Annotated in this window: 12 protein-coding genes; 5 read left to right on the forward strand and 7 right to left on the reverse strand. The window is 68.2% G+C overall.

Annotated features, from left to right (window positions below):
* Nucleotides 1–46 precede the first annotated feature (46 nt).
* Complete coding sequence (locus FSZ13_RS02900) at nucleotides 47–1,717, reverse strand: ABC transporter ATP-binding protein/permease (RefSeq protein WP_145477920.1); 1,671 nt, start codon at nucleotides 1,715–1,717, stop codon at nucleotides 47–49.
* 19 nt (nucleotides 1,718–1,736) lie between these two features.
* Complete coding sequence (locus tag FSZ13_RS02905) at nucleotides 1,737–3,929, reverse strand: TonB-dependent siderophore receptor (protein WP_145477921.1); 2,193 nt, start codon at nucleotides 3,927–3,929, stop codon at nucleotides 1,737–1,739.
* A 225-nt stretch (nucleotides 3,930–4,154) separates the two neighbouring features.
* On the opposite strand from FSZ13_RS02905, the gene FSZ13_RS02910 reads away from it, so the two are divergent.
* Both FSZ13_RS02910 and FSZ13_RS02915 read left to right on the forward strand, forming a co-directional pair.
* Complete coding sequence (locus FSZ13_RS02910) at nucleotides 4,155–4,499, forward strand: SMR family transporter (protein ID WP_145477922.1); 345 nt, start codon at nucleotides 4,155–4,157, stop codon at nucleotides 4,497–4,499.
* Nucleotides 4,496–5,056 (forward strand): TetR/AcrR family transcriptional regulator, encoded by a 561-nt coding sequence (locus FSZ13_RS02915; protein WP_186308827.1) that lies wholly within the window; start codon nucleotides 4,496–4,498, stop codon nucleotides 5,054–5,056. Before FSZ13_RS02910 ends, FSZ13_RS02915 begins: the two co-directional genes overlap by 4 nt.
* A 15-nt stretch (nucleotides 5,057–5,071) precedes the next feature.
* On the opposite strand, the gene FSZ13_RS02920 is transcribed toward FSZ13_RS02915, so the two are convergent.
* Entirely contained in the window at nucleotides 5,072–5,383 is a 312-nt protein-coding gene (locus FSZ13_RS02920; RefSeq protein ID WP_145477923.1) for a hypothetical protein, read from the reverse strand.
* A 382-nt stretch (nucleotides 5,384–5,765) separates the two neighbouring features.
* Here FSZ13_RS02920 and FSZ13_RS02925 point away from each other — a divergent pair, with 382 nt between their 5' ends.
* The 3 genes from FSZ13_RS02925 to FSZ13_RS02935 all read left to right on the forward strand — a co-directional run bounded on the left by FSZ13_RS02925 (nucleotide 5,766) and on the right by FSZ13_RS02935 (nucleotide 15,075).
* The gene (locus FSZ13_RS02925; protein ID WP_145477924.1) at nucleotides 5,766–13,349 is read left to right on the forward strand and encodes a deaminase domain-containing protein; all 7,584 of its coding nucleotides are present in this window, start codon (nucleotides 5,766–5,768) and stop codon (nucleotides 13,347–13,349) included.
* 95 nt (nucleotides 13,350–13,444) lie between these two features.
* A complete protein-coding gene (locus tag FSZ13_RS02930; protein WP_145477925.1) occupies nucleotides 13,445–14,113 on the forward strand; it encodes a hypothetical protein in 669 nt (222 codons plus the stop codon).
* Nucleotides 14,114–14,208: 95 nt separating this feature from the next.
* Entirely contained in the window at nucleotides 14,209–15,075 is an 867-nt protein-coding gene (locus tag FSZ13_RS02935) for an endonuclease/exonuclease/phosphatase family protein (RefSeq protein WP_145477926.1), read from the forward strand.
* A 33-nt stretch (nucleotides 15,076–15,108) separates the two neighbouring features.
* Here the strand turns inward: FSZ13_RS02935 and FSZ13_RS02940 are convergent, their stop codons facing one another.
* The 4 genes from FSZ13_RS02940 to FSZ13_RS02955 form a co-directional block, all read right to left on the reverse strand.
* Nucleotides 15,109–15,381: a hypothetical protein gene (locus FSZ13_RS02940; protein ID WP_145477927.1), complete on the reverse strand. Its 273-nt coding sequence runs from the start codon at nucleotides 15,379–15,381 to the stop codon at nucleotides 15,109–15,111.
* A gap of 149 nt (nucleotides 15,382–15,530) precedes the next feature.
* Nucleotides 15,531–16,961, reverse strand: coding sequence for an efflux transporter outer membrane subunit (locus FSZ13_RS02945; protein ID WP_145477928.1), 1,431 nt, complete (start codon nucleotides 16,959–16,961; stop codon nucleotides 15,531–15,533).
* Nucleotides 16,955–17,692 (reverse strand): SDR family oxidoreductase, encoded by a 738-nt coding sequence (locus tag FSZ13_RS02950; protein WP_145477929.1) that lies wholly within the window; start codon nucleotides 17,690–17,692, stop codon nucleotides 16,955–16,957. Before FSZ13_RS02950 ends, FSZ13_RS02945 begins: the two co-directional genes overlap by 7 nt.
* A 25-nt stretch (nucleotides 17,693–17,717) precedes the next feature.
* Nucleotides 17,718–20,888: an efflux RND transporter permease subunit gene (locus FSZ13_RS02955; RefSeq protein WP_145477930.1), complete on the reverse strand. Its 3,171-nt coding sequence runs from the start codon at nucleotides 20,886–20,888 to the stop codon at nucleotides 17,718–17,720.
* Nucleotides 20,889–20,929: the final 41 nt, after the last annotated feature.

Raw genomic sequence — 20,929 nt, forward strand, 5'->3', positions numbered from 1 at the left:
CCCGCACACCAAGGGTACACCTACGGCATTGGGTCCGGGGCCGACATCAACCTCCAGCGTCCCCCCAGCGCAAGCTGCGCCCATGCCATTGAGCCAGGCTCTCCCGGTGGCCCACGCTGACGACGATGCACTGCGGAAGGCGTTGCATCACCAATGCGTAGACCAGTGCCTCCGCATCGGCATCCAGCGCCGACGTGGACTCGTCCAGGAACACGACGGCCGGATGCTGTAACAGCACACGCGCGAATGCCAGCCGCTGTTGCTCCCCGGGAGACAGCCGTCGCATCCAGTCCTGCTCCACGTCCAGTTCCGTTACCAGCCGGTGCAGGCCAACATCGACAAGCGCGGCACGAAGCGCGGCCTCGTCCAGTTCATGAGCCCGAGAGGGATACGCCACGCACGCACGCAGGGAACCTTGGGGAAGGTAGTTGCGCTGCGGGACGAACAGCACCTTCCCCGCCGGCACCGTCACCCCGCCCTCGGCCACGGCCCACAGTCCGGCCAGGGCGGTCAGCAGCAGCGATTTGCCAGCACCCGATGCGCCCTGGATCAAGAGGCGCTCTCCCGGCTCGAGCCGCAGATGGTCAATCCCGCCGAGCGCGCGGCCATCCGGACGTGCGATACGCACCCCACTGAGCACAAGGTCACTGCCCTGCCGATTGAAGCGGATGCCATTCCCAGCGGGGCGCTGCAGTGCTGCTTCAAACTCGTGCAGGCGATGGAACACCGAGCGCAGCAGGGCGAGATCCTTGTAGCGGTAAACGAACCACGACAGCGCTCCACGCACCCTGTTGAACAGGCTGTTGAGCTGCATCACCGTGCCTACGGTGATGGCGCCGGAGAAGTAACGCGGACCGGTAAACAGGAACGGCAACAGCATCGAACCCTGGACATACAGTGCATTCATTGCCGTGATCCGCTTGGTGTAACGCATGACCTCGCGCCAGTTGTCACGAATCGCGTCGAACGCACCGGCCAGACCGACCCGCTCGGCCGTTTCCCCGCGCCATAGCGCGATCCCCGTGGCGTTTTCTCGCAGGCGCACCAGCAGGAAGCGGAAATCGGCTTCGCGCCGTTGCTGCTGGTAGTCGACCGCGACCAATCCCCGCCCTATCCATTCGATCAGCAACGAGCCTGCCAGCGCATACGCGACCGCCGCCCACAGCATGTACCCCGGCACCTCCCGCGTTGCCCCGCCGAACACAAAGGAAACCGCACCGGAAAGCCCCCAAAGCATGGTGGCGAAGGTGAAGAAATCGACCAGGTAGTTCAACGCGCCGACCGACAGCCGGAGCGTATCGGTCGCCATCAAGCGCAGGTCGTCTGCAATCCGCTGGTCGGGGTTGTCCACCGTGCCGGACTCGGCAACGCGCCAATAGGCACCGTCGCGCAGCCATCGGTCGAGATGGCGTCCGGTCAGCCAGGTGCGCCAGCGCATGGCGAGCGCCTGCTCGAACCACACCCTCGCCGTGCCGGCCACCACGATACCGGTGATGATCAAGCCCAGTTCCCACATCTGTCGCCAGAATGCGGCGAGGTCCCGCTCCACCAGCGCATCGAAGAAATGCTTCTGCCAATGGGTCTGGCGCACGCCGACGTAGGTGAGGAAAACGTCCAGCGCGACGATGGTCGCAAGGAGGCCGAAGGCGCGCCACCGGTCTTCAGATACCCAGTACGGCCGGACCAGGTGCCATGCATCCTTGGCGGAAAGTTTCATGGCACCGGATCGGGCAGGGTCAGAACTGCGAACGAACGGTGAGCATCACATTGCGCGGTTCGCCCGGCGTGTTGTAACTGTTGAGGCCGCCGACGCGCTCGTAGTAGTGGCGATCGAACAGGTTGTTGACCGCCACGCTCATCCGCAGCCCCTCTGTAAAGCGGTAGCCAAGATGTGCGCTGGCGACGGCGTAGCCGGCCTGCTCGCGGATGCCGGCCACGCCCGTGCCAAGCAGTCCGCTCGAAACATGCAACCCACCACCGAGGGAGAACCCGCGCAACACGCCGCTTTCCAGCCGGTAGGTGGCGAACAGCTTCACGGTGTGATCGGGCTCGAACAGGGTGAACGGCGACCCGGTCGGCAGCGTCTGGTGGCTGACATAGCGGGTCAGCAGCCGGGTGTATCCGGCGGTCAGGTCGAGGTTGGGCAGCGGACTGCCAGTTGCCTCCAGCTCCCAGCCTTTGACCTCCACTTCGCCGGCCTGCAGGAAGAATCCCGGGTTGTCCAGGTCGGGGTAGGAACGATTGACGTCGCGCGTGCGGAACGCCGACGCTGCGAGGTTGAGTGCCCCGCCGCGCAGGCTGGCCTTTGCACCGACTTCCAGCTGCCTGCCCACGCGTGGGTCGATGGTCTCACCCGACACCATGCGCTGCGTCTGCGGAATGAAGGTATCGGCGTAACTGGCATACGCGGTCATCTCGTCGGTGATGTGGACCACCATGCCGGCATAGGGGGTGAACTCCCCGTTCGCCTGGGCACCGTCCTTCCACGCGCTGAGCGGCTGCGGCGATACGGTGCGGGACTGCACGTCGAACCGGCTCCAGCGACCGCCGGCGACACCGGTCAGGCGGTCGGTCAGCGCCAGCCGCAGCTGACCGTACAGGCCGCTCTGTCGGGTCACCGCGTGGTAGCCCGAGGTGTAGGCGATGGGCACATCCGGCACGACGCCAGGTTCCATGACCGGCACGCCCGGGACGACGGGACCTTGGCCGAAGCGGGTGAGGCTCTCGTATTCCTCGATGTTGGCACCGATGGTGGCGTGATGCTGCCGCCCCCACAGCGCGAACGCGCCCGCGGCAAACACATCGACGCCTTCGCGGATCTCGTCGCTGTCGCTGCGGCGACGCGCGTAGCTGGCCACCGTCCCGGTCGCCCGGTTCACGCCACCGGTGGGATAACTGTCTTTGTAGTACCAGTCCAGCCGCTGACGGCTGGCCCTCGCCTTCACGAGCCAGCCGTTGTCCAGGGCATGCTCCAGATCCAGCGTCACTGCTTCCTTGTCCCAACGCTGGATCACCCAGTCCGGATACGGATACAGGGATCGCGGTGCGTCGAGGAAGCGCTGGTCCGTATACGCAGGCTGGCCCGGGTACGGCATGACGTCGTCCGACTGCCGCGTGGCCAACAGCGAAAGGGTCGTCGACGGCGCCACATCCCAGTCCAGCACGCCGTGAACCAGACGGTGGCTGGAATCGGCCACGTCATAGAAGAATTCACGGTCCTGCGCGGTGGCCACTACGCGGCTTCGCAGCGTGGCGGCGGCATTGAGCGGGCCGCCCATATCGAGCTCCGCGCGGTGGTTCGACCATGACCCTGCCGACAGCGCCACCGCGCCCCCGAATACGTCCCTGCCGCGTTTGCGGACGAAATTGGCGACGCCGCCAGGTTGGCTCGAGCCCTGGAAGATGCCACCGGGTCCACGCAGTACTTCGACGCGGTCATAGATGGCCAGGTCGAACTGCTGGAAAGCCGACAGCGCCCCATAGGCGGGAATGCCATCGTAGGAAGACTCGAGGGTGTAACCGCGCGAACGGATCTGGCTGGTCGCCCCGTCCCACGGCGAAACCGTGACGCCGGTGACTTCCTTCAGCGCGCTTTCGACGGTCACCAGGTTCTGATCCTCGATGCGCTGGCGGGTGATCACGCTGACCGAGCTCGGAACCTCCAGCAGCCTTACCGGGGCCTTGCCGCCCCAGGTCACGACCGGCGAGGTGTACGACCCGGTGCCTTCCGTGGTCCCGAGTCGTTGCGCCTGGACCCGGATGGTGTCGAGCTCGGCGACGGTCTGCGCCGTCGACGCAGGACTGCGTTCCGCAGCCGAGGCGTGGGTCGCGACCAGCAGCGCACTGGCGAGCAGGGTGCGGGCGGGCAGCGAGTGGAAACGACAGGCACGCGGCAGGGCCCGGGCCGTCATAAGGGTCGGTTTGATCATGGTGCGGTCACTTGGCAGAGCGTGCAGCGTGCTGTCGGCGGGCGCTGCACGTGCCCTCCCCCGTAAGCCGGAACCGTCGGGATTAAGTGTAACGTTATTTCATAACATTACAATTGCGGTCGGTGTGCTGTCGCTACGGCATGGTGCAATGATGAATTTCAGCGCCTGTTCACCGCGGAGGCCTGTAACATACCGTCCGGTCGGTATCTAACTTGAACTTGATCCATGTCCCCATTGTTGACTGCCTATCTGTTCCTTGCCGGTGCCATCGTCTCCGAAGTAACCGCCACGATGCTGCTGCAGAAGACCGAGCAGTTCACCCGACTCGCCCCCACCGTCAGCATGGCGCTGCTGTACGGACTCTCGTTCTATCTGCTCAGCCACGCGCTGAAAACACTGCCGCTGGGCATTGCCTACGCGATCTGGGGCGGCCTGGGCATCGTGCTGACGCTCGTCATCAGCGTTACGGTGTTCAAGCAGTCCCTGGACTGGCAGGCGGTCACGGGCGTGGCGATGATCGTCGGCGGCGTGGTCATGATCAACGCGTTCTCCAAGGCGGCCGCGCATTGAACGCCGACCCCAAGCGACGCCGGCAGCCGGCCGTGGTGCGCGTCGCCTTGCTGGACGCGGTGGTCCAGGAAGCACTCGCCGGTGGCCTGGCCGGCGTGACCGTGCTGGGCGTGGCGGCACGCGCCGGGGTAAGCAAGGGCGCACTGTTCCATCATTTCCCCACGCGGCAGGCGCTGCTGGAAGCGGCCTACGCGGAATGCCTGCTGCATTTCGACCGCGATCTGGACGCCTGCATCGCGCGCGACGATGTCGAAGCAGGACGATTCACGCGCGCCTATGTCACCGCCACCTTCAAGTCGATGAAGGCAGACGAGCGCCAGTGGGCAAAGTTTTCGCTGACCGCGCTTGTCGAGCCGGCATTCGCTCATCTCTGGCGCACCTGGCTCGCGCAGCGGCTGCAGCAGGTACCTTCAGAACGCGACGACCCCAGGCTTCGGGCCGCCCGACTTGCCGCGGATGGCTTCTGGCTGCAGATGCTCACAGATCCCGAGGCGCAGCGCGCGCCGCAGCAGACCGATGCGCTGATGGCCTGCATCCTGGGATTGACCGCTGCGTAGAAGGCGCGCGCCGGTTCAGGGCAACGTGAACTTGCGCGCCATCCGCGTCGGCCATAGCGAGGTGAACTGCGCCCCGCCGACCAGCCGATAGGCGGCCGATACGCTGTGCAGCACGCCCAGCCGTTCCAGCACGTCCTTGGCCTTGCGGAACGTGGGGCGCGGGTCGGCGGTGTCCATGAACAGGTTGATCTCCTTGGCACTGACGTCATAGCCGTCCAGCCGGGCAGCGGTGCCCAGCGCCGCGGCGAGCTCGGCCTCCAGCGTCGGCAGGAAAGCCTCGTCGTCGAGCGACTTCCGCCAGAATTTGATGACAAGCTGGTAATCCATGAGGGGCCTGCGCTGCGCGTGGAATCGACCAGAGTACCCGGTTCGCGGCCTGCCAGCCCGGCCTCACGGGGTTGGCGCGGGAATACAACACTTCCGATACCGACAGCCCGCGGTGCGCGGCGACGCCTGGCGATGGCCTGTCCGAAGCGCCCATGCCGCAACGACTTTGATGTGCAAAGTCACTGTTTCAGTCAGGTTCCATTGGCGTAGTCGATTGCAGCAGCGGAGCCCATCCGTAGGATCGGCGCCCTTCCGCGCCCCCTGCGCCTGCTGTGATGCCTTGCCTGTGCCGATGATGTTCCGCTGCCACGCCCTGCCCACCGCCACGACCTCCCCGCTGCCTGTGCCCGGCGCCGCCCCGTTGACCGCACCCGCGGGATCGATGCCAGACCAGGTCCACAACCGCGCGCAGGCGCTCCCAACGCTGCACGTGCCGCTGATCGGCGTGCCGCGCGCACGGCTGAGGGAACTGGCCGATGCCCTTATGAACGGGCCGATCGACACCGCGCTGATGCAGGCGCTGCTGGACGGCGGGTGGACCGGAACGGGATTGAGCGACGCACTGTCGGAGTGGCTTGCCGCGCAGTGTGCCCTGCCCGCCTGCAGCGACGACGAGGCCACGGCGTGGCGGAGCGTGCTGCACTACGCGTTGCGACTGCCGCAGGCACAGTGGGAAGTGGAGTGCCTTGCCGAACGCCCACGCCTGCGCGCGGCGACCGCCGAACGCGATCCGCTGCTGCGCGGCCTGCGCGAGGCGCTTTACCGTCCGGTCGATGTCCCTCCTGCTGCGTGGAAGCAGCGCCTGGAGATGGAGCGCGCGCAGCGGGTCGGGGTGGATGCGCGGCAACTGGCGCGCCGGCATCAGGACGCGCGCGTCGCCGGCCAGGACATGCAGGCGCGCCATGCGTCGGTCGCCTCGCAGCTGGCGCAGTTGGCGCCCGGTGCGTCCGCGCAGACCCTGCAACGCGCGCAGCGATGCATCCGCCAGCACGAGCAACGCGATGCCGGCCTGCTGGATGTGCGCGCCGGGCTGCCGGTCGTGTTTTCCGGGGCGCAGGATGCGGGCTCGATACGCGCTGCCTACCAGCAGCTCGCCGCACGGCAGCGTGGCGTGGCCGAGCCGCAGCTCGACGTATCGGCATGCGCGCCTCACCGCATCACAGCACCTTCCCCGCTGGCCACCGCGCTGCTGGAGGTGGCCCACCAGGCCAGCGTGGACACCTCGACGACGGTGCAGCCATTGGGCCGTTACGACAGCGCCGCGCGCGTCCTGGTGACGCTGCTCAGCGTTCCGTGGCAGGTGCCGCAGTTGGTGAAGGCCGGTTTTGATATCGGATTCGCCGCTGCAAACGGCGCCGCGCTGCTGGGCAGCAAGGCCCTGCCGCGCCCCGAAGCGGTGGCCAATGCCGCGCATCCCCATGCCATGGGCGATGCGTGGATGGGTGCTATCGTGGCACTTGCCTGTACGCCGGTCGTCGGCGAGCCCCCGCTGGAGGCAAGCAACGATGTCCTGCTTGGCCGCCAGCGTCCGGGCAACGCGGTGGCCGTGCCGGGTCAGTGCTGGGAGGAGCGGCGCGTGGTGCCCGGCATGCTGCGCGAACGTGCGGCGGCGATGGGCACATTCCTGGCGAGCCAGGTTCCCGGGCCGGACGGCGCCACCACGGATAATGCCCTGCGCACGTTCATGCCCGACAACACCCCGCCGCTGCCCGCAGGCGCAACGTGGACGCACCCTCCGGCGCTGCCACGCGCGGACGCCGGCGCGCTTACCGACTTCGGCATGCGCGACCGCAGTGACTCCACCCCGCCTGCGCTGTTCACCGGTGCCGCCGCGCAGGACATGATCCCAGGGCAGGGTCGGCTGCCATTGGCAGTACTGGCACCGCTTGTGGATCGCCTGGCACCCGGCGATTGGTGGGACACGCTGGACTGGCAGGTGCCGCGCACCCTCACCGGTCTGTACTCGGCGATCACCGACGCCTTCGCGCAGGCTGGACTCGACCTGCAACACCGCGCGCCGGATCCCGACGCGTTGGCGGCCTTCTTCGAGTCCGCACCGCTGCAGGCGTGGTACGCCACGCTGCAGCGCCTGCCGATGTTGCCCGAAGGTGCGCGGCGCAGCCTGGCCGACGGTGGCGATACGGCACGCGCTTATGCGTTCGCGCGCATGCTGGAGTTGTTGACCCATGTCCCGCATGCCACGGGCGAGCGCCGCGCGATGCATGGCCTGGCCCGCATCGGCCGCGCGGCAACGGCGTATGTGCAGGCGCAGGACGCCACCACCGCTGCCGCGGCGCATGCGCATTTCGATGCGTTGGCGTGGGACACCGATACGGTCAGCGGCCGCTTGGCAACGCCAATGACCCACGCGCAGCTGGATGCCCACCGTGCGCGCATGCATCGGACCTACGGCAGGCCGCTGCCGCATGGCGCCAGCGTCGGCGAGATGCGCGCCTGGCTGGTGGAAGCGCAACCCGCGCTGCTGGATGCCAGTGGATTCGACCGGCTCGACAGCGCCGACACGCTGCTGGCCGACCTGTTGGTTTCGCTGCGCCGGGACCTGGATCCGCTGCGTTTCGGCGCAGGTTGGGACTGGCGCGGGAAGGCACCGACCGCAACCGACTGGCGCGATCACCTGGAACGAAAGGCCGCCGTGGCAGGCACGCACTGGGTCACGGAACTGGGCGCGCTGTTCCATCGCATCGCCGCATCGTTGGCCCGCTATGAAGACCTGGAGCCACCGCCACAGTCGCTGATCGATCCCCGCCGCAACGACCTGCGCGTACTGACCGGCGCACTGATCGCACCGGTGCTGCATCTGTATGCGGGCGTTGACGTGCCGATGGCACAGGCCGATCCGTGGTATCGACGGGCCTACCCGGCGTTCTCCGGGTTCTTCGCCTGGACCGGTGGCGCCCGCGCGTCCAGCGCCCTCGCGCGCCTGGAGGCGCTGGACCTGGCGCACACACCCGAACGACTCCGCCCCCTGCTGCTACCGATGACCGTGACCCTGCCCTTGCCGGCTGCCGTGCTGCAGCACCTGCTCGGTCGCGACCGGATCGCGGACGACCCGCAGCAGCAGGCGCGCGACCTGCTGCGCCTGCAACGCGGGCGCGAGAGCCTTCAGCTGGTGGCGCAGGCCGTGGAGATCGCGGTGGACAATGTCACCCCCGAGCTGGTCCACGGCTTCTTCCGGCAGCTGGCAGCGGCGCCAGGGGCGGACGCGCTGGGCGCCTGGCGCGACCGCTTCCAGCGCGGATCGATCTGGCAGCTGACGCCGGACGAATGGCTCACCCTGCTGCCGGACAGCGCGCTGGCGGCGCTGTGGCGCGCGCCGGGCATGCGCAGCAATCGCGAGGGCGTGGTCCACGCGGTAAAGCATGCCATCGACATCACCGCGGACGCGCGGCCCTCCGTGCCGATGCCCACGCTGTGGACCCGGATCATGGACGCGCCACAGGCGCTGGACCTGTGGTGCGCCAGTGACGATGCGCAGCAGCTCGTCTGGCAGCGCCTGCTCGGCTCGGTGGCCGGGCGCAGCGCGGGATCACGCTTGGACCGCGAGGCGCCATTGTCGCCCAGCACCTGCGCCGCCCTGCTCGACGCGTCGGCCGAAGCGCAGCTGGCGGTTCCCGGCGCAGGCTGGGACGTGCCGAGCGATCCGGCGGTCGACGGTGCACCCGCGTTGTCGCTGGCGATCGAGCTGCGCGCGCGCCATCCCGCGCTGACCGTCGATGAAGCCCTGGCGTTCGGTGCAGCGTTGCTGCCGCCTGCGTTACGCGCCGCGCCGGCGTGGCGTGCACCGCTTACGTTCCCCGTGCTGCCCCAGCGCATCGCATCAGATGCAGGGGCGCACAACCCTGAGGATGCGGCTCTGCCCGAAGTCGCGCTGCGAGCGGTTCCGGATCGCCCGCAGGCCGCCGGGTCGCATGCCGTAGAACTGCCGCCACTGGATGACCTGCTCGAGCAGTTTGGTCTCTCCCTGCTGCACCCCGATGAGCACGAAGGCAGCGATGCCGGGCCGCTGGCTGCCCCCGATGCCTGGGCGCTGATGTCACGCACGCGCCAGTTCGCGGAGGTGTGCCGGCCGCTTCTGGCCGAGGCGGGCTGGCTGGGCGGCGCCGGTGAACCGGAGGTCTCGATGCGCGGCGCGCAAGCGCTGCTCGCGCAGCGGATGCTGGAGCGCTACGTCGGCATTGAGCGGATCGACGCACTGCGCGAACGCTTCGCCGCGCCCGGGGTGGTGGACGTGCCGATCATCCAACTGGCGCACGAACTGCGCGCCAGCATCCTCGACACCACTGGCGACGCTTCGCCTGCGGCACTCGAGGTGATGTACTGGCTGCTGACCAGCGAGCTGGACCAGCCGGCATTGCAGGTGGAGGGCGTGCCCGACTGGCTCACGTATGGCCGCTCATTGCAGAGCGTCGCGCTGCGACACGGCGCGATCCTGCTGGACGCCATGCAGCCCGGTGCCTGCAGCCGCGTGGGATTCGATGCGGTCTGTGCGCTGCCCGCGCAGTTGGCGCAGCCCGCACCCACGCCCGGCGGCAACGACGACCTGCATGCGGCGTGGGCGCGTGCGCTGGTGCCGGCAGCGCTGGCGTATGCCACCGCGCAGGGTGGCGTGGGCAACCTGACCCGGTTCGATGCGGCGAGCGGACAGCAGCTGGCCGATGCGCTGGACCTGCTGAAGGCCGACCAGGATGCGCACGCGCAGCACGTGCGGCAACTGGCCAGCCCGTCGCCGCGGCGCATGGACATCGCCGGTCAGACCCTGCGCGAGGCCGGCGTGGACGTGGCGCTGTGGTCGCAGCGACCGGCCGACATCGGCGAGCCCTGTCTGGCGCGCCACGGCATCGTGCCTTCGCGCCTGATCGCCTTCGAGCAGCACCTGTATGCCCTGGCCAAACCAGATGCGGTCGGCGCTGGCGAGGCCGACGACCCGCGCCAGCGCGCCTTGATCACCAACGACGATACCCTGCAGGCGCTGGTGGTAGCCGACGCCTGGGTGTCGACCCGTGGGCCCACCACCGCGCGTCGTTTCGACAGCGCCTACGAGGTCTGGAAGCAGACGGTGGAAGACGGACTGGCGGGTCTGATCGGCACGGCACTCGATGGCCTGCCGGCTGTCGACCGGCGGCTGATCGAAACCGCCGGCTGCACCTCCCTGCGCGTGCGGTGCGATGACCGCTCCGCCGTTCAGGGCTTCCTGCTGCGCTGCACGCCAACAGCCGCCGGCGCCCAGGACGTGTACTTCGAGATCGTTCCGCAGGCCGGGGTGGCGCGGCGGGTGTGGAAGGACCGCGCCCTGGGCGATCTTGTCGACTTCGAAGGCCTGGTCAGCGGTGCGGTACAGCGACACCGCGATGGCAATCAGCTCGCGCCACTGTCCGGGCTCATCGTGACGCCGTGCAGCGGGACGGTGTCCGGTCATGGCGACCAGACGGTCGTGCGGCTTGCCAAGGCTGCGGCGGCGGATCTATGGCAGGCACGCTTCGAGCAGGCGCGTGCTGACGAGCTGGCCCACCTGACCGGGCTGGAAGAGCTGCACCAGCGCGAACTGCATCAGCTCAATACCGTCGCCGAATTCCTGGTCCCCCTGTACGAATGCATCGAGGACCTTGAGGCGGGTGAACGGTCGGTGGGCACCTTCCTCCGCTGCGGGATGGATGCCGCGTCCATCGGCGCGCCATCCATCGGCTTCCTGGCCAGCACCGTGGATGTCGTAACCACTGCCGGCGAACGCAGCATCCAGTCGATTGCCGCCGAAGCCGGGAGCGCGTTGCAGGCACTCGGCACATCGCTGGTGATGGCCGGCGGTGCGGGCACCCTGCGCGACATGGCCAAGGGCGGTCTGTGGGCCGGCAGCCATGCCTGGAACACCGCGCTGCAGGGCGCAGGGTGGTTGAAACAGGTGCTGCGCAGCCGTCCGGCGGTGGAACGCTCGGCGTTGGCGCTGGAGCACGCGATGGCCAGCGGCGGTGTGCCGGCGACGGCCTTGCAGGAACGACGCGTGCTGACGCCCTCGTTGGCCGAGGCACGGCTGTCCGATGGAAGCACGGTGCTGGCGATGGCCCGTGGCAGCGCGTGGCACCGCTACGACGTTTACAGCGGACAGCCCTACGGGCCCGCGCTGGAGGCGTTCACGCTGGAACGCGACCTGCCGCCAACGCTTCCCGTCACCCGCAGGGACGACGGGCTGCAGATCGCCATCGGCGATACCCCCGCGCAGTTCCTCGACCACGGCCACGATGACTGGGAAGTGGTGATCCGCGACCAGCACTACCGGCTCAACCACGCCGGCGATGCATTCGAACAGGTGGCCACGGCGAAAGGCCGCGGGCCCGCCGGACAATGGCGCGAGGTGCCGGCGCGCTGCCGGCCACGCCGATCGCTGGAGGCGGTGCCCTGCGTGCTGCAGTCGCGGCTGCGGTTCACGCCGGACGCGGCGAAGGAACTGGCTGTCGACACCCTGCCGGACCCACGCGCCGACGCCATTGCAGCAGCCACCCGTGAATTCACCCTGGATCTGGCGCGGATTGATCCGGGCAGCGGTAATCCGCTTCGCCTCGCGGTGCACCAGGGCCGGATCTGTTCATGGACACCGGGCGCCATCGGCGCGCCGCCCAAGCTCGTTCCGGTGGACGCGGCGCAGTTGGAGGCGCTGCGCCTGCCAGCCCGGGTGACGTATCCGGATACGCTCACCGCAACGGTGGCGAACGAGCCCCGCTTCGGCCTGAGCGGGTTGCCAACCGACGAACACATGACGCGGCTTCAACACATGCTGCCGGTGGTTGACGTGGGCGCGCTGCTTCCAGAGGTGGCCGACGCCCGCCGCCTGCGCGCGATCCGGGTGGAATCGCCGTTCCTGCGTGGGCTGTGCATCGAACCCGATGACGGGGTGATCTACCGGGCTGCGCTTCCCGAAGACGATGGCCGCGATGCCGCGCTGCAGTTCACCCGCATTCATCCCGAGCGCGATGCTGCGGCCCTCAATGCCTACCTGCGTGTGGCCGAAGGCTATCGCATGAATCTGCTGCGCCCGTACCTGGAGCAGGACCGCGAGAACATCGCGCGCCTGGCCTACAGTTACCTGCGGCCGGGCCTGGACGCAGAGCAGCTGGCGCGCTTCCCCAGCTACGAGGCCTATGTGGCGTACTTTGCCGCACGCGGCCGCCCGGACGTGCTCAAGCGATACGCGGACAGCGTGCTCACCGGTGCACGCGAACAGCGCGGTTTCGTGCAGCTCGCACGCCGTCGCATTCCCGACTGGCAGGCGCTTGCCAGCAGCTCCGACGCAGAACGAACCGAAAGCGCCACCATCCTCAATGCCCTGCTCCCGGCGACCGGCGGCAAGGGCAGCTGGAAGGACCTGGATGCCGCGATGCTGGCCCGTCCCGATGCCGGCAATCAGATCCTGGAGCACCTCAAGGGCGGCAACTTTGCGTATGTCGAGATCGTGGACCGCGACGGCACGCGCACGATCTACCACGCGATCTCCGGCGGAAAACGCACCCGGGGTGTAAAAGCGAGAGCGAACGCCATGCTTCCCGACGGCACCCGCATCGTCGACGCGCGCGAGGCGATGCAGGGAGTCGAGCCGCTGCCGACCATCACCAGCCTGCCCGTGCTGCGCCACGCGGGCGACCTGCGCGAACTGCAGTTCAACCGCGCACTGGATTCGGAGCGGTTGATCCTGAGCCGACTGGGTTCGCACCCGGATGCCGTCCTGTTCCGGCTGGTATCCGTGCTCGACATGTGCGCCTCGTGCGGCGGGGTCGTCCTGCAGATGGCGCGCAACCAGTTCCCCGGGGCCACCTTCTCGGTGCGGTACCTGCTGGACTACGGCACGACGGCCGCGTCCATGGCGATGGCGGAACCCGCTGCCGTGGCAGCGCTGGTGCCAGATCCCGACCTGGTGACCTACTTCCAGCAATGGCGGCGCGAGCGCGGCATGCCCTGAACACGCCCTGCGGTTGTACGCGACGCCGCTGCTGGGCCATGCTGGGCCCGGTAGCGGCATCCGCCGCGCCATCACGTCCCGCGCCCGAGGTCTGAATGGATTTCCTCAAGCTGCTGCGTTCGCTCGAAGAGTTCCTCTACGAGCTCTGCACCTGGTTCCTGTTCTTCCCGCGCACGCTGTACCGGGTGATCGTCCACCCCCGGCGCATGGCGCAGTACGTGAACACGGAGCTGACCCAGAAGCTGGAGCGCCAGTTCGACGATGCGATCAGCCCGCCCATGTTCCTGATGCTGGCGGTGCTGGTGGCGCATGGGGTGGAGCTGCTGATGCACCAGACCGTGGTCGGCACCAACGAGCTGTCGCGCACGGTCATGGGCAACGAGGAGAGCCTGCTGCTGTACCGCTCGATCACCTTCGCGATCTGGCCGCTGGTGGCCACGGTGCACCTGCTGCGCCGCAAGCGGGTGCCGATGACCCGCGAATCGCTGCGGCGCCCGTTCTTCATGCAGTGCTACCTCACCGCCCCGTTCGCGGTGGCGCTGTCCACCAGCATGGTGTTCGTGCGCCTGCCCGGCGAGCTTTCCACCACGCTGGGGATCGCGACCGGCCTGCTGTCGGCCGCGTGGTACCTGGTGGTGCAGACCGGCTGGCTGAAGGTCGCGCTGCAGCGCTCCTGGCTGAACTCGGCGCTGTCGGCGCTGTGGGTGTTCGCGCTCGGGACCGCGATCAACCTGACGGTCGGGATCGTGCTGCTGGGCAGCTGAGCCGCCCGGCGCCACTGCCGCCAACCTCCGCATAGTCGGGCCCGGGCATTCCATGGCACCCTCTGCAAACGTTTTCATGGAATGGAGGGATTCCCATGCTGTCTGCTTTCCGTCGTCCGGCCCTGCTGGCCCTGCTAGCGCTGGCGCTGCCGCTCGGCCCGGCCCTGGCCAAGGCGCCCGAGCCGTTGCGGGTGATGTCGTTCAACGTCCGCACCCCGGTGGACACCGAACCCAACAAGCGCTGGGAGGACCGTCGCGATGCGATGGTGGCGCTGCTGCGTGAGCAGCACCCGGTGGTGTTCGGCACCCAGGAACTCAAGACCAACCAGGCCGACTATCTGGTGGAGCACCTGCCAGGCTACCGCTGGTTCGGTGAGCCGCGTGGCCCCGGCGACAATGAGGAGCACATGGGCGTGTTCTACGACAGCGCCGCGTTGAAGGTGGTCGAATCCGGAAACTTCTGGCTGTCCGACACCCCCGAGGTCGCCGGCAGCATTACCTGGGGCAACCTGATGCCGCGCATGGTCACCTGGGCGCTGTTCCAGCGCCAGGCCGATGGCAGGCAGTTCTACCTGTACAACACCCACCTGCCCTACCGCGACGAAGACGAGCCGCGCCGCGTCCTCGGCGCCAAGCTGATCGCCAAGCGGCTGGCCGCGCTGCCCAGGGACATCCCGGTGGTGGTCACCGGTGATTTCAACAGCGAACCGGGCAGCGGCACCTATGCCGCCTTCACCCAGGCGCTGGGCGATGCACGCAAGCTGGCGAAGAAGGTCGACGGCCCGCGCCTGACCTTCCAGAACTTCAGCGATACGCCCACCGCCGAGATCGACTGGATCCTGGTGCGCGGCTTCGGCGTGAACCGGTTCCAGACCCTGGACCAGAAGCCCGGCGGCGTGGTGCCGTCGGACCACTACCCGGTACAGGCTGAACTGACCTTCCCGGAACGCTCGGCCCGGTAACGGGCCTCGCCTGCCTGCGCAGGCCCGCCGCATTCAACCGCGCGGCGACCGGCGCAGGCCATCCAGCGCCTGGCACTGGGCCTGGTGCTGTTCGCGCGCCTGGCAGATCCGGGCGCTGATGGCCAGGAACACGCCCACCGCGACCACACCGATGCCGAGCAACCCGTCGGGCAGCCGGGCGAAGCCCAGGCTGACCGTCAACGCGGCCACCACCAGCAACACGATCACGCTGGCCGACAGGCCCGCGTTCGTCGCGACACGCTCTTCCCTGGCCGCACGCGGCGGCTTCCAGCACTTCCGTTGCATTGCTCATCTCCCGGACAGGCGGTGTTTTTAGCACCGCCCCGGTCCGACCCGGCAGAGGCAAAGCCGTCAGCGCGGGGTTTCCCGGCACGCCATCACGGCCTACCGCTACAAAGCGTGCAGGGGGCGACCCGTGCCGCCCCCTGCCGGGGTTACCGCATCGTGCCGGCCAGGGCCGGCGGCGTCGCGTCCTGCTGCTGCCCCCACCCGCCCAGCGCCTTGTACACACCGACCACGCTGACGTTGACCGTGGACTCGGCCGCGGCCAATGCATCGTCGGCCGCCAGCTGGGTGCGCTGCGCATCGAGCAGGGTCAGGAAGTCTTCCGACCCCTCCCGATAGCGGATCTGCGCCAGCTGCTCGGCGCGCCGCGCGGCCTGCGCCTGCTCGGCGACGATGGCCAGCCGCGCCTGCTGCTTGGCGTAGCGGGTCAACGCGTTCTCGGTGTCTTCCAGCGCCAGCAGCACCGCCTTTTCATACTCGGCGGCGGCGCCATCGGCCTGCGCCTTGCTGGCACGCAGCCTTGCCTTGACCGTACCGAAGTCGAACGCGGCCCAGCTGATCGACGGTGTCACCGACCACGCCTTGTTGTTGCCGTTGACCAACCCGCTGGCATCGCCGGACAGGAACCCGACGAAACCGCTCAGGCTGATGCGTGGGAACAGGTCGGCCGTGGCCACGCCCACCCGCGCCGTGGCGGCAGCCAGGCGACGCTCGGCCACGCGCACGTCGGCACGCTGGCGCAGCAGGTCGGTGGTGTCGCCCAACGGCAACGCCTTGGCGTACGGCGGCACCTCGCGCGGTGCCAGCAGCGCGTCCAGCGCATCCGGGCGCTGCCCCAGCAGCACCGCCAGGCGATGCCGCGACTGCACTTCGGCCACTTCCAGCAGCGGAATGTCCGCTTCGATCGCCTTCAGCCGTGCGCGGCTGCTCTGCACGTCCAGCTCGCTGCCCGCGCCCAGGTTCCAGCGCGCTTCGGTGAGCTTCTGGGTGTCGCGCAGGTTGACCAGGGTGCGCTCGGCCACGACGATCCGCTTCTGCGTACCGCGCAGCTCGAAGTAGTTGCGCGCCACTTCGGCGGCCACCGTGACCTGCGCATCGGCGAGGTTGTCCTGCTCGGCACCGAGGTCGGCACGCGCCGCTTCGGCGGCGCGGCGCTGGCGTCCGAACAGGTCCAGTTCCCAGCCCGCATCGAAGCCGAGCTGGTAGGTTTCGCTGAAGACGCGCTCGCCGCCGGCGGTCAGGTCCGGCTGCTTGCTGCGGTCGTAGGCGCCCCCGGCGGTGACGTGCGGCAGCTGGTCCAGGCGCTGTTCGACGAACACCGCGCGGGCCTCGCGTACCCGCGCCATGGCGATGCGCAGGTCCAGGTTCTCGCCCAGCGCGTCGTGCACCAGTTGTTCCAGCACCGGATCATCGAACTGCGCCCACCAGCTGGCCACCGGCGAGGTGGTGCTGAACACCGGCGCGGCCGCGCCCTGCAGGACCACCGGCTGCGCCGGCGGTGCCTGGTAGTTGGGGCCGACGCTGACGCAGCCGGCCAGCAGCGCGCTGGCAACGGCGGCGGTCAACACACGGATCACCATGGCAGCACCTCGCCCAGGTAGGTGAAGCTGCCGTTGGGGCCATCGGCCCCGATCAGCGCCATGCCGACGCTGGAGCGGGCGCCATCGGCGATTTCGATCTCGCCTTCGCCACGGTTCATGTCGGTCTTCACGTAGCCCGGGTGCACGGTGTTGACCTTGGTGGTGCTGTCGCGCAGCTCGTAAGCCAGCTGCACGGTCCAGGCATTCACCGCGCTCTTGGACGCGTTGTAAGCCGGCACCGCGAAGCCGTAGATCGGCGAACCCGGCTGGCTGTGCAGGGTCAGCGAGCCGAGGATGCTGGACACGTTGACGATGCGCCCGGCCGGCGATGCCTTGATCAGCGGCAGGAAGGCCTGGGTCACTGCGATCACCGCGAACACGTTGGTATCGAAGGTGTCGCGCCAGGTCTGCAGGGTCTGTGCCGACGGCAGCAGCGCGGGGTCGTCGAGCAGGATGCCGGCGTTGTTGACCAGGATGTCGAGCCGGCCATGGCGGTCGGTGATTTCCTGCACGGCGGCGGCGATGCTGGCGGCATCACCGACGTCCAGCTGGATCGCCTCCACCGGCAGGCCTTCGGCCTGCAGCTTGAGCGCTTCGGCCACGGCAACGTCGCGCTTGCGCCCGGCCAGCAGCGTGTGCACGCCGGCCTGGGCCAGCTGGCGGACGGTTTCCAGGCCGATGCCACGGGTGGCACCGGTGACCAGGGCGATCTTGGAAGTAGCGGTATTCATGGGTGATTCCTCGTAGGGGTCGGGATCAGTGATGCAGGGTGGATTCGCCGTGGGCGACCAGCTTGCCGCCGCCGTTGCGGCTGACGAACGTGCGCAGCGCCACGTAGAACACCGGGGTCAGGAACAGGCCGAACAGGGTCACGCCGAGCATGCCGGCAAACACGGTGATGCCGGTTACCGAGCGCACTTCCGCACCCGCGCCGTGCGACAGCACCAGCGGGATGGTGCCGGCGATGAACGCGATGGAGGTCATCACGATCGGACGCAGGCGCAGGCGGCAGGCTTCCAGCGCGGCCTCCACGATCCCCTTGCCGCCCATTTCCAGCTCGCGGGCGAACTCGACGATCAGGATCGCGTTCTTGCACGCCAGGCCCATCAGCACCACCAGGCCGACCTGCACGAACACGTTGTTGTCACCGCCGGTCAACCATACGCCGAACAGGGCCGACAGCAGCGTCATCGGCACGATCAGGATCACCGCCAGCGGCAGCGACCAGCTCTCGTACAGCGCGGCCAGCACCAGGAACGCCAGCAGGATCGCCACCGGGAACACGATGAAGGCGGCCTTGCCCTGGGTGGCCTGCTGGTAGCTCAGGTCGGTCCATTCGGTGGTCATGCCCACCGGCAGCACCTTGGCGGCGATCTGGGTCAGGTTGTCCATGGCCTGCGCCGAGGACAGCATGCGCGGGTCGGCTTCACCAGCCAGGTCGGCGGCCGGGTAACCGTTGAAGCGCAGCACCGGGTCCGGGCCGTAGGTTTCCTTCACCGTCACCATCGAACCGATCGGCACCATCTCGCCACGGTCGTTGCGGGTCCGCAGCTTGCCGATGTCCTCGACGCTGTTGCGGAACTGGCCGTCGGCCTGGGCGATCACCTGCCAGGTACGCCCGAACTCGTTGAAGTCGTTGACGTAGGAGGAACCCAGGTAGGTCTGCAGGGTGTCGAACAGCTCGGTCAGCTGCACGCCCTGGGCCTTGGCCTTGACCCGGTCCACTTCGGCGTCCAGCTGCGGCACGTTGGCCTGGTAGCTGGTGATCGGGAAGGCCATGCCCGGGGTCTGCGCCACCGCGCCCTGCATCTGGCTGACCGCCGTCTGCAATGCGCCATAGCCCAGGTTGCCACGGTCTTCGATGAACATCTGGTAGCCGTTGCCGTTGCCCAGGCCCAGGATCGGTGGCGGCATCAATGCGAAGGCGAAGCCTTCCTGCAGCCCGGCGATCTTCTGGTTGATCTCGGCGTTGATCTCCGCGGCGGTGCGGCCATTGCGCTCGTTGAACGGCTTGAGCGGAATGAAGGCCACGCCGGTATTGGGCGTATTGGTGAACTGCAGCGCGTTCAGGCCCGGGAACGAAATGGTGTGCGCCACGCCGTCGGTTTCCTGGGCGATCTTCGCCACCTTGCGCAGCATTTCATCGGTCCGTGCGATCGACGAGCCTTCCGGCAGCTTCACGCCCGCGATCAGGTACAGCTTGTCCTGGGTCGGGATGAAGCCCGGCGGCACCAGCTTGAAGATGAAGCCGGTACCCACCAGCAGCACCGCATACACGACGAACACCGCGCCGCGGCGACCGAGGATCTTCGACACGCCACGCTCGTACTTCTCCGAGCTGGACTTGAAGAAGCGGTTGAACGGACGGAAGATCCAGCCGAACAGGCGGTCGATGATCCGGGTCGGCGCGTCCTTGGCCGCGTCATGCGGCTTCAGCAGGCGCGCGGCCAGGGCCGGCGACAGGGTCAGCGAATTGATCGCCGAGATCACCGTCGAGATCGCGATGGTGACCGCGAACTGCTTGTAGAACTGGCCGGTCACGCCGGACAGGAAGGCCATCGGCACGAACACCGCGCACAGCACCAGCGCGATCGCGACGATCGGGCCGGACACTTCCTTCATGGCCTGGTGCGCCGCCGCGGTTGGCGACAGCCCTTCTTCGATGTTGCGCTCGACGTTCTCCACCACCACGATCGCGTCGTCGACCACGATGCCGATCGCCAGCACCAGCCCGAACAGGCTCAGCGTGTTGATCGAGAAGCCCAGCACGTACAGTGCGGCGAAGGTACCGACGATGGAGACCGGCACGGCGATCAGCGGAATGATCGAGGCGCGCCAGGTCTGCAGGAACAGGATCACCACCAGCACCACCAGCGCGATCGCTTCGAGCAGGGTGGACACCACGGCCTTGATCGAGTCGCGCACGAAGATGGTGGTGTCGTACACCGCTTCGTACTTGACGTCGGCCGGGAAGCCCTTCTGCATCTCGTCCATGGTGCCGATCACCGCATCACGGATCTCCAGCGCGTTGGCGCCGGGGGCCTGGAAGATGCCGATGCCCACTGCGTTCTTGCCGTCCAGCTGCGAACGCAGGGTGTAGTCGCCCGCACCCAGTTCAACCCGGGCCACGTCGGACAGCCGCACCACTTCGCCGTCGGTACCGGCCTTGAGCACGATGTCGCCGAATTCCTGCTCGCTGCGCAGGCGGCCCTGGGCATTGATCAGGGTCAGGAACTGGCTGTCGGGCATGGGTTCGGCGCCGAGCTGGCCAGCCGAGACCTGCACGTTCTGTTCGCGCATGGCGCGGACCACGTCGCTGGCGGTCAGGCCGCGCGCGGCGACCTTGTCCGGGTCCAGCCAGGCACGCATGGCGTAGTCGCCACCGCCGAAGATCTGCGCGTCGCCCACGCCGGGAATGCGGGCCAGCGCGTCCTTGACGTGCAGGCGGGCGTAGTTGCGCAGGTACAGGGTGTCGTACTTGCCGTTGGGCGAGGTCAGGTGCACAACCATCAGGAAGGTGGGCGACTGCTTCTGCGTGGTCACGCCCTGGCGGCGTACGTCTTCGGGCAGGCGCGCCTGCGCCTGGGCCACGCGGTTCTGCACCTTCACCGCCGCGTCGTCCGGGTCGGTGCCCGGGCGGAAGGTGACGGTCATCTGCAGCACGCCGTCCGAGCCGGCCACCGACTTGAGGTACATCATGCCCTCGACGCCGTTGATCGCCTCTTCCAGCGGGGTGGCCACGGTTTCAGCGATCACCTTCGGGTTCGCACCCGGATACACGGTGCGCACCACCACCGACGGCGGCACCACTTCGGGGTACTCGCCGATCGGCAGGATGGGGATGGAGATCAGGCCGGCGGCGAAGATCACGATCGACAGCACCGCCGCGAAAATCGGCCTGTCGATGAAGAAACGGGAAAAGTCCATGGGTGGATTCCTGGTGTTTTCAGCAACGCCGGCGTGCAGCA

The sequence above is a fragment of the Stenotrophomonas rhizophila genome (assembly GCF_007667275.1).
GTDB classification, from domain to species: domain Bacteria; phylum Pseudomonadota; class Gammaproteobacteria; order Xanthomonadales; family Xanthomonadaceae; genus Stenotrophomonas; species Stenotrophomonas maltophilia_AE.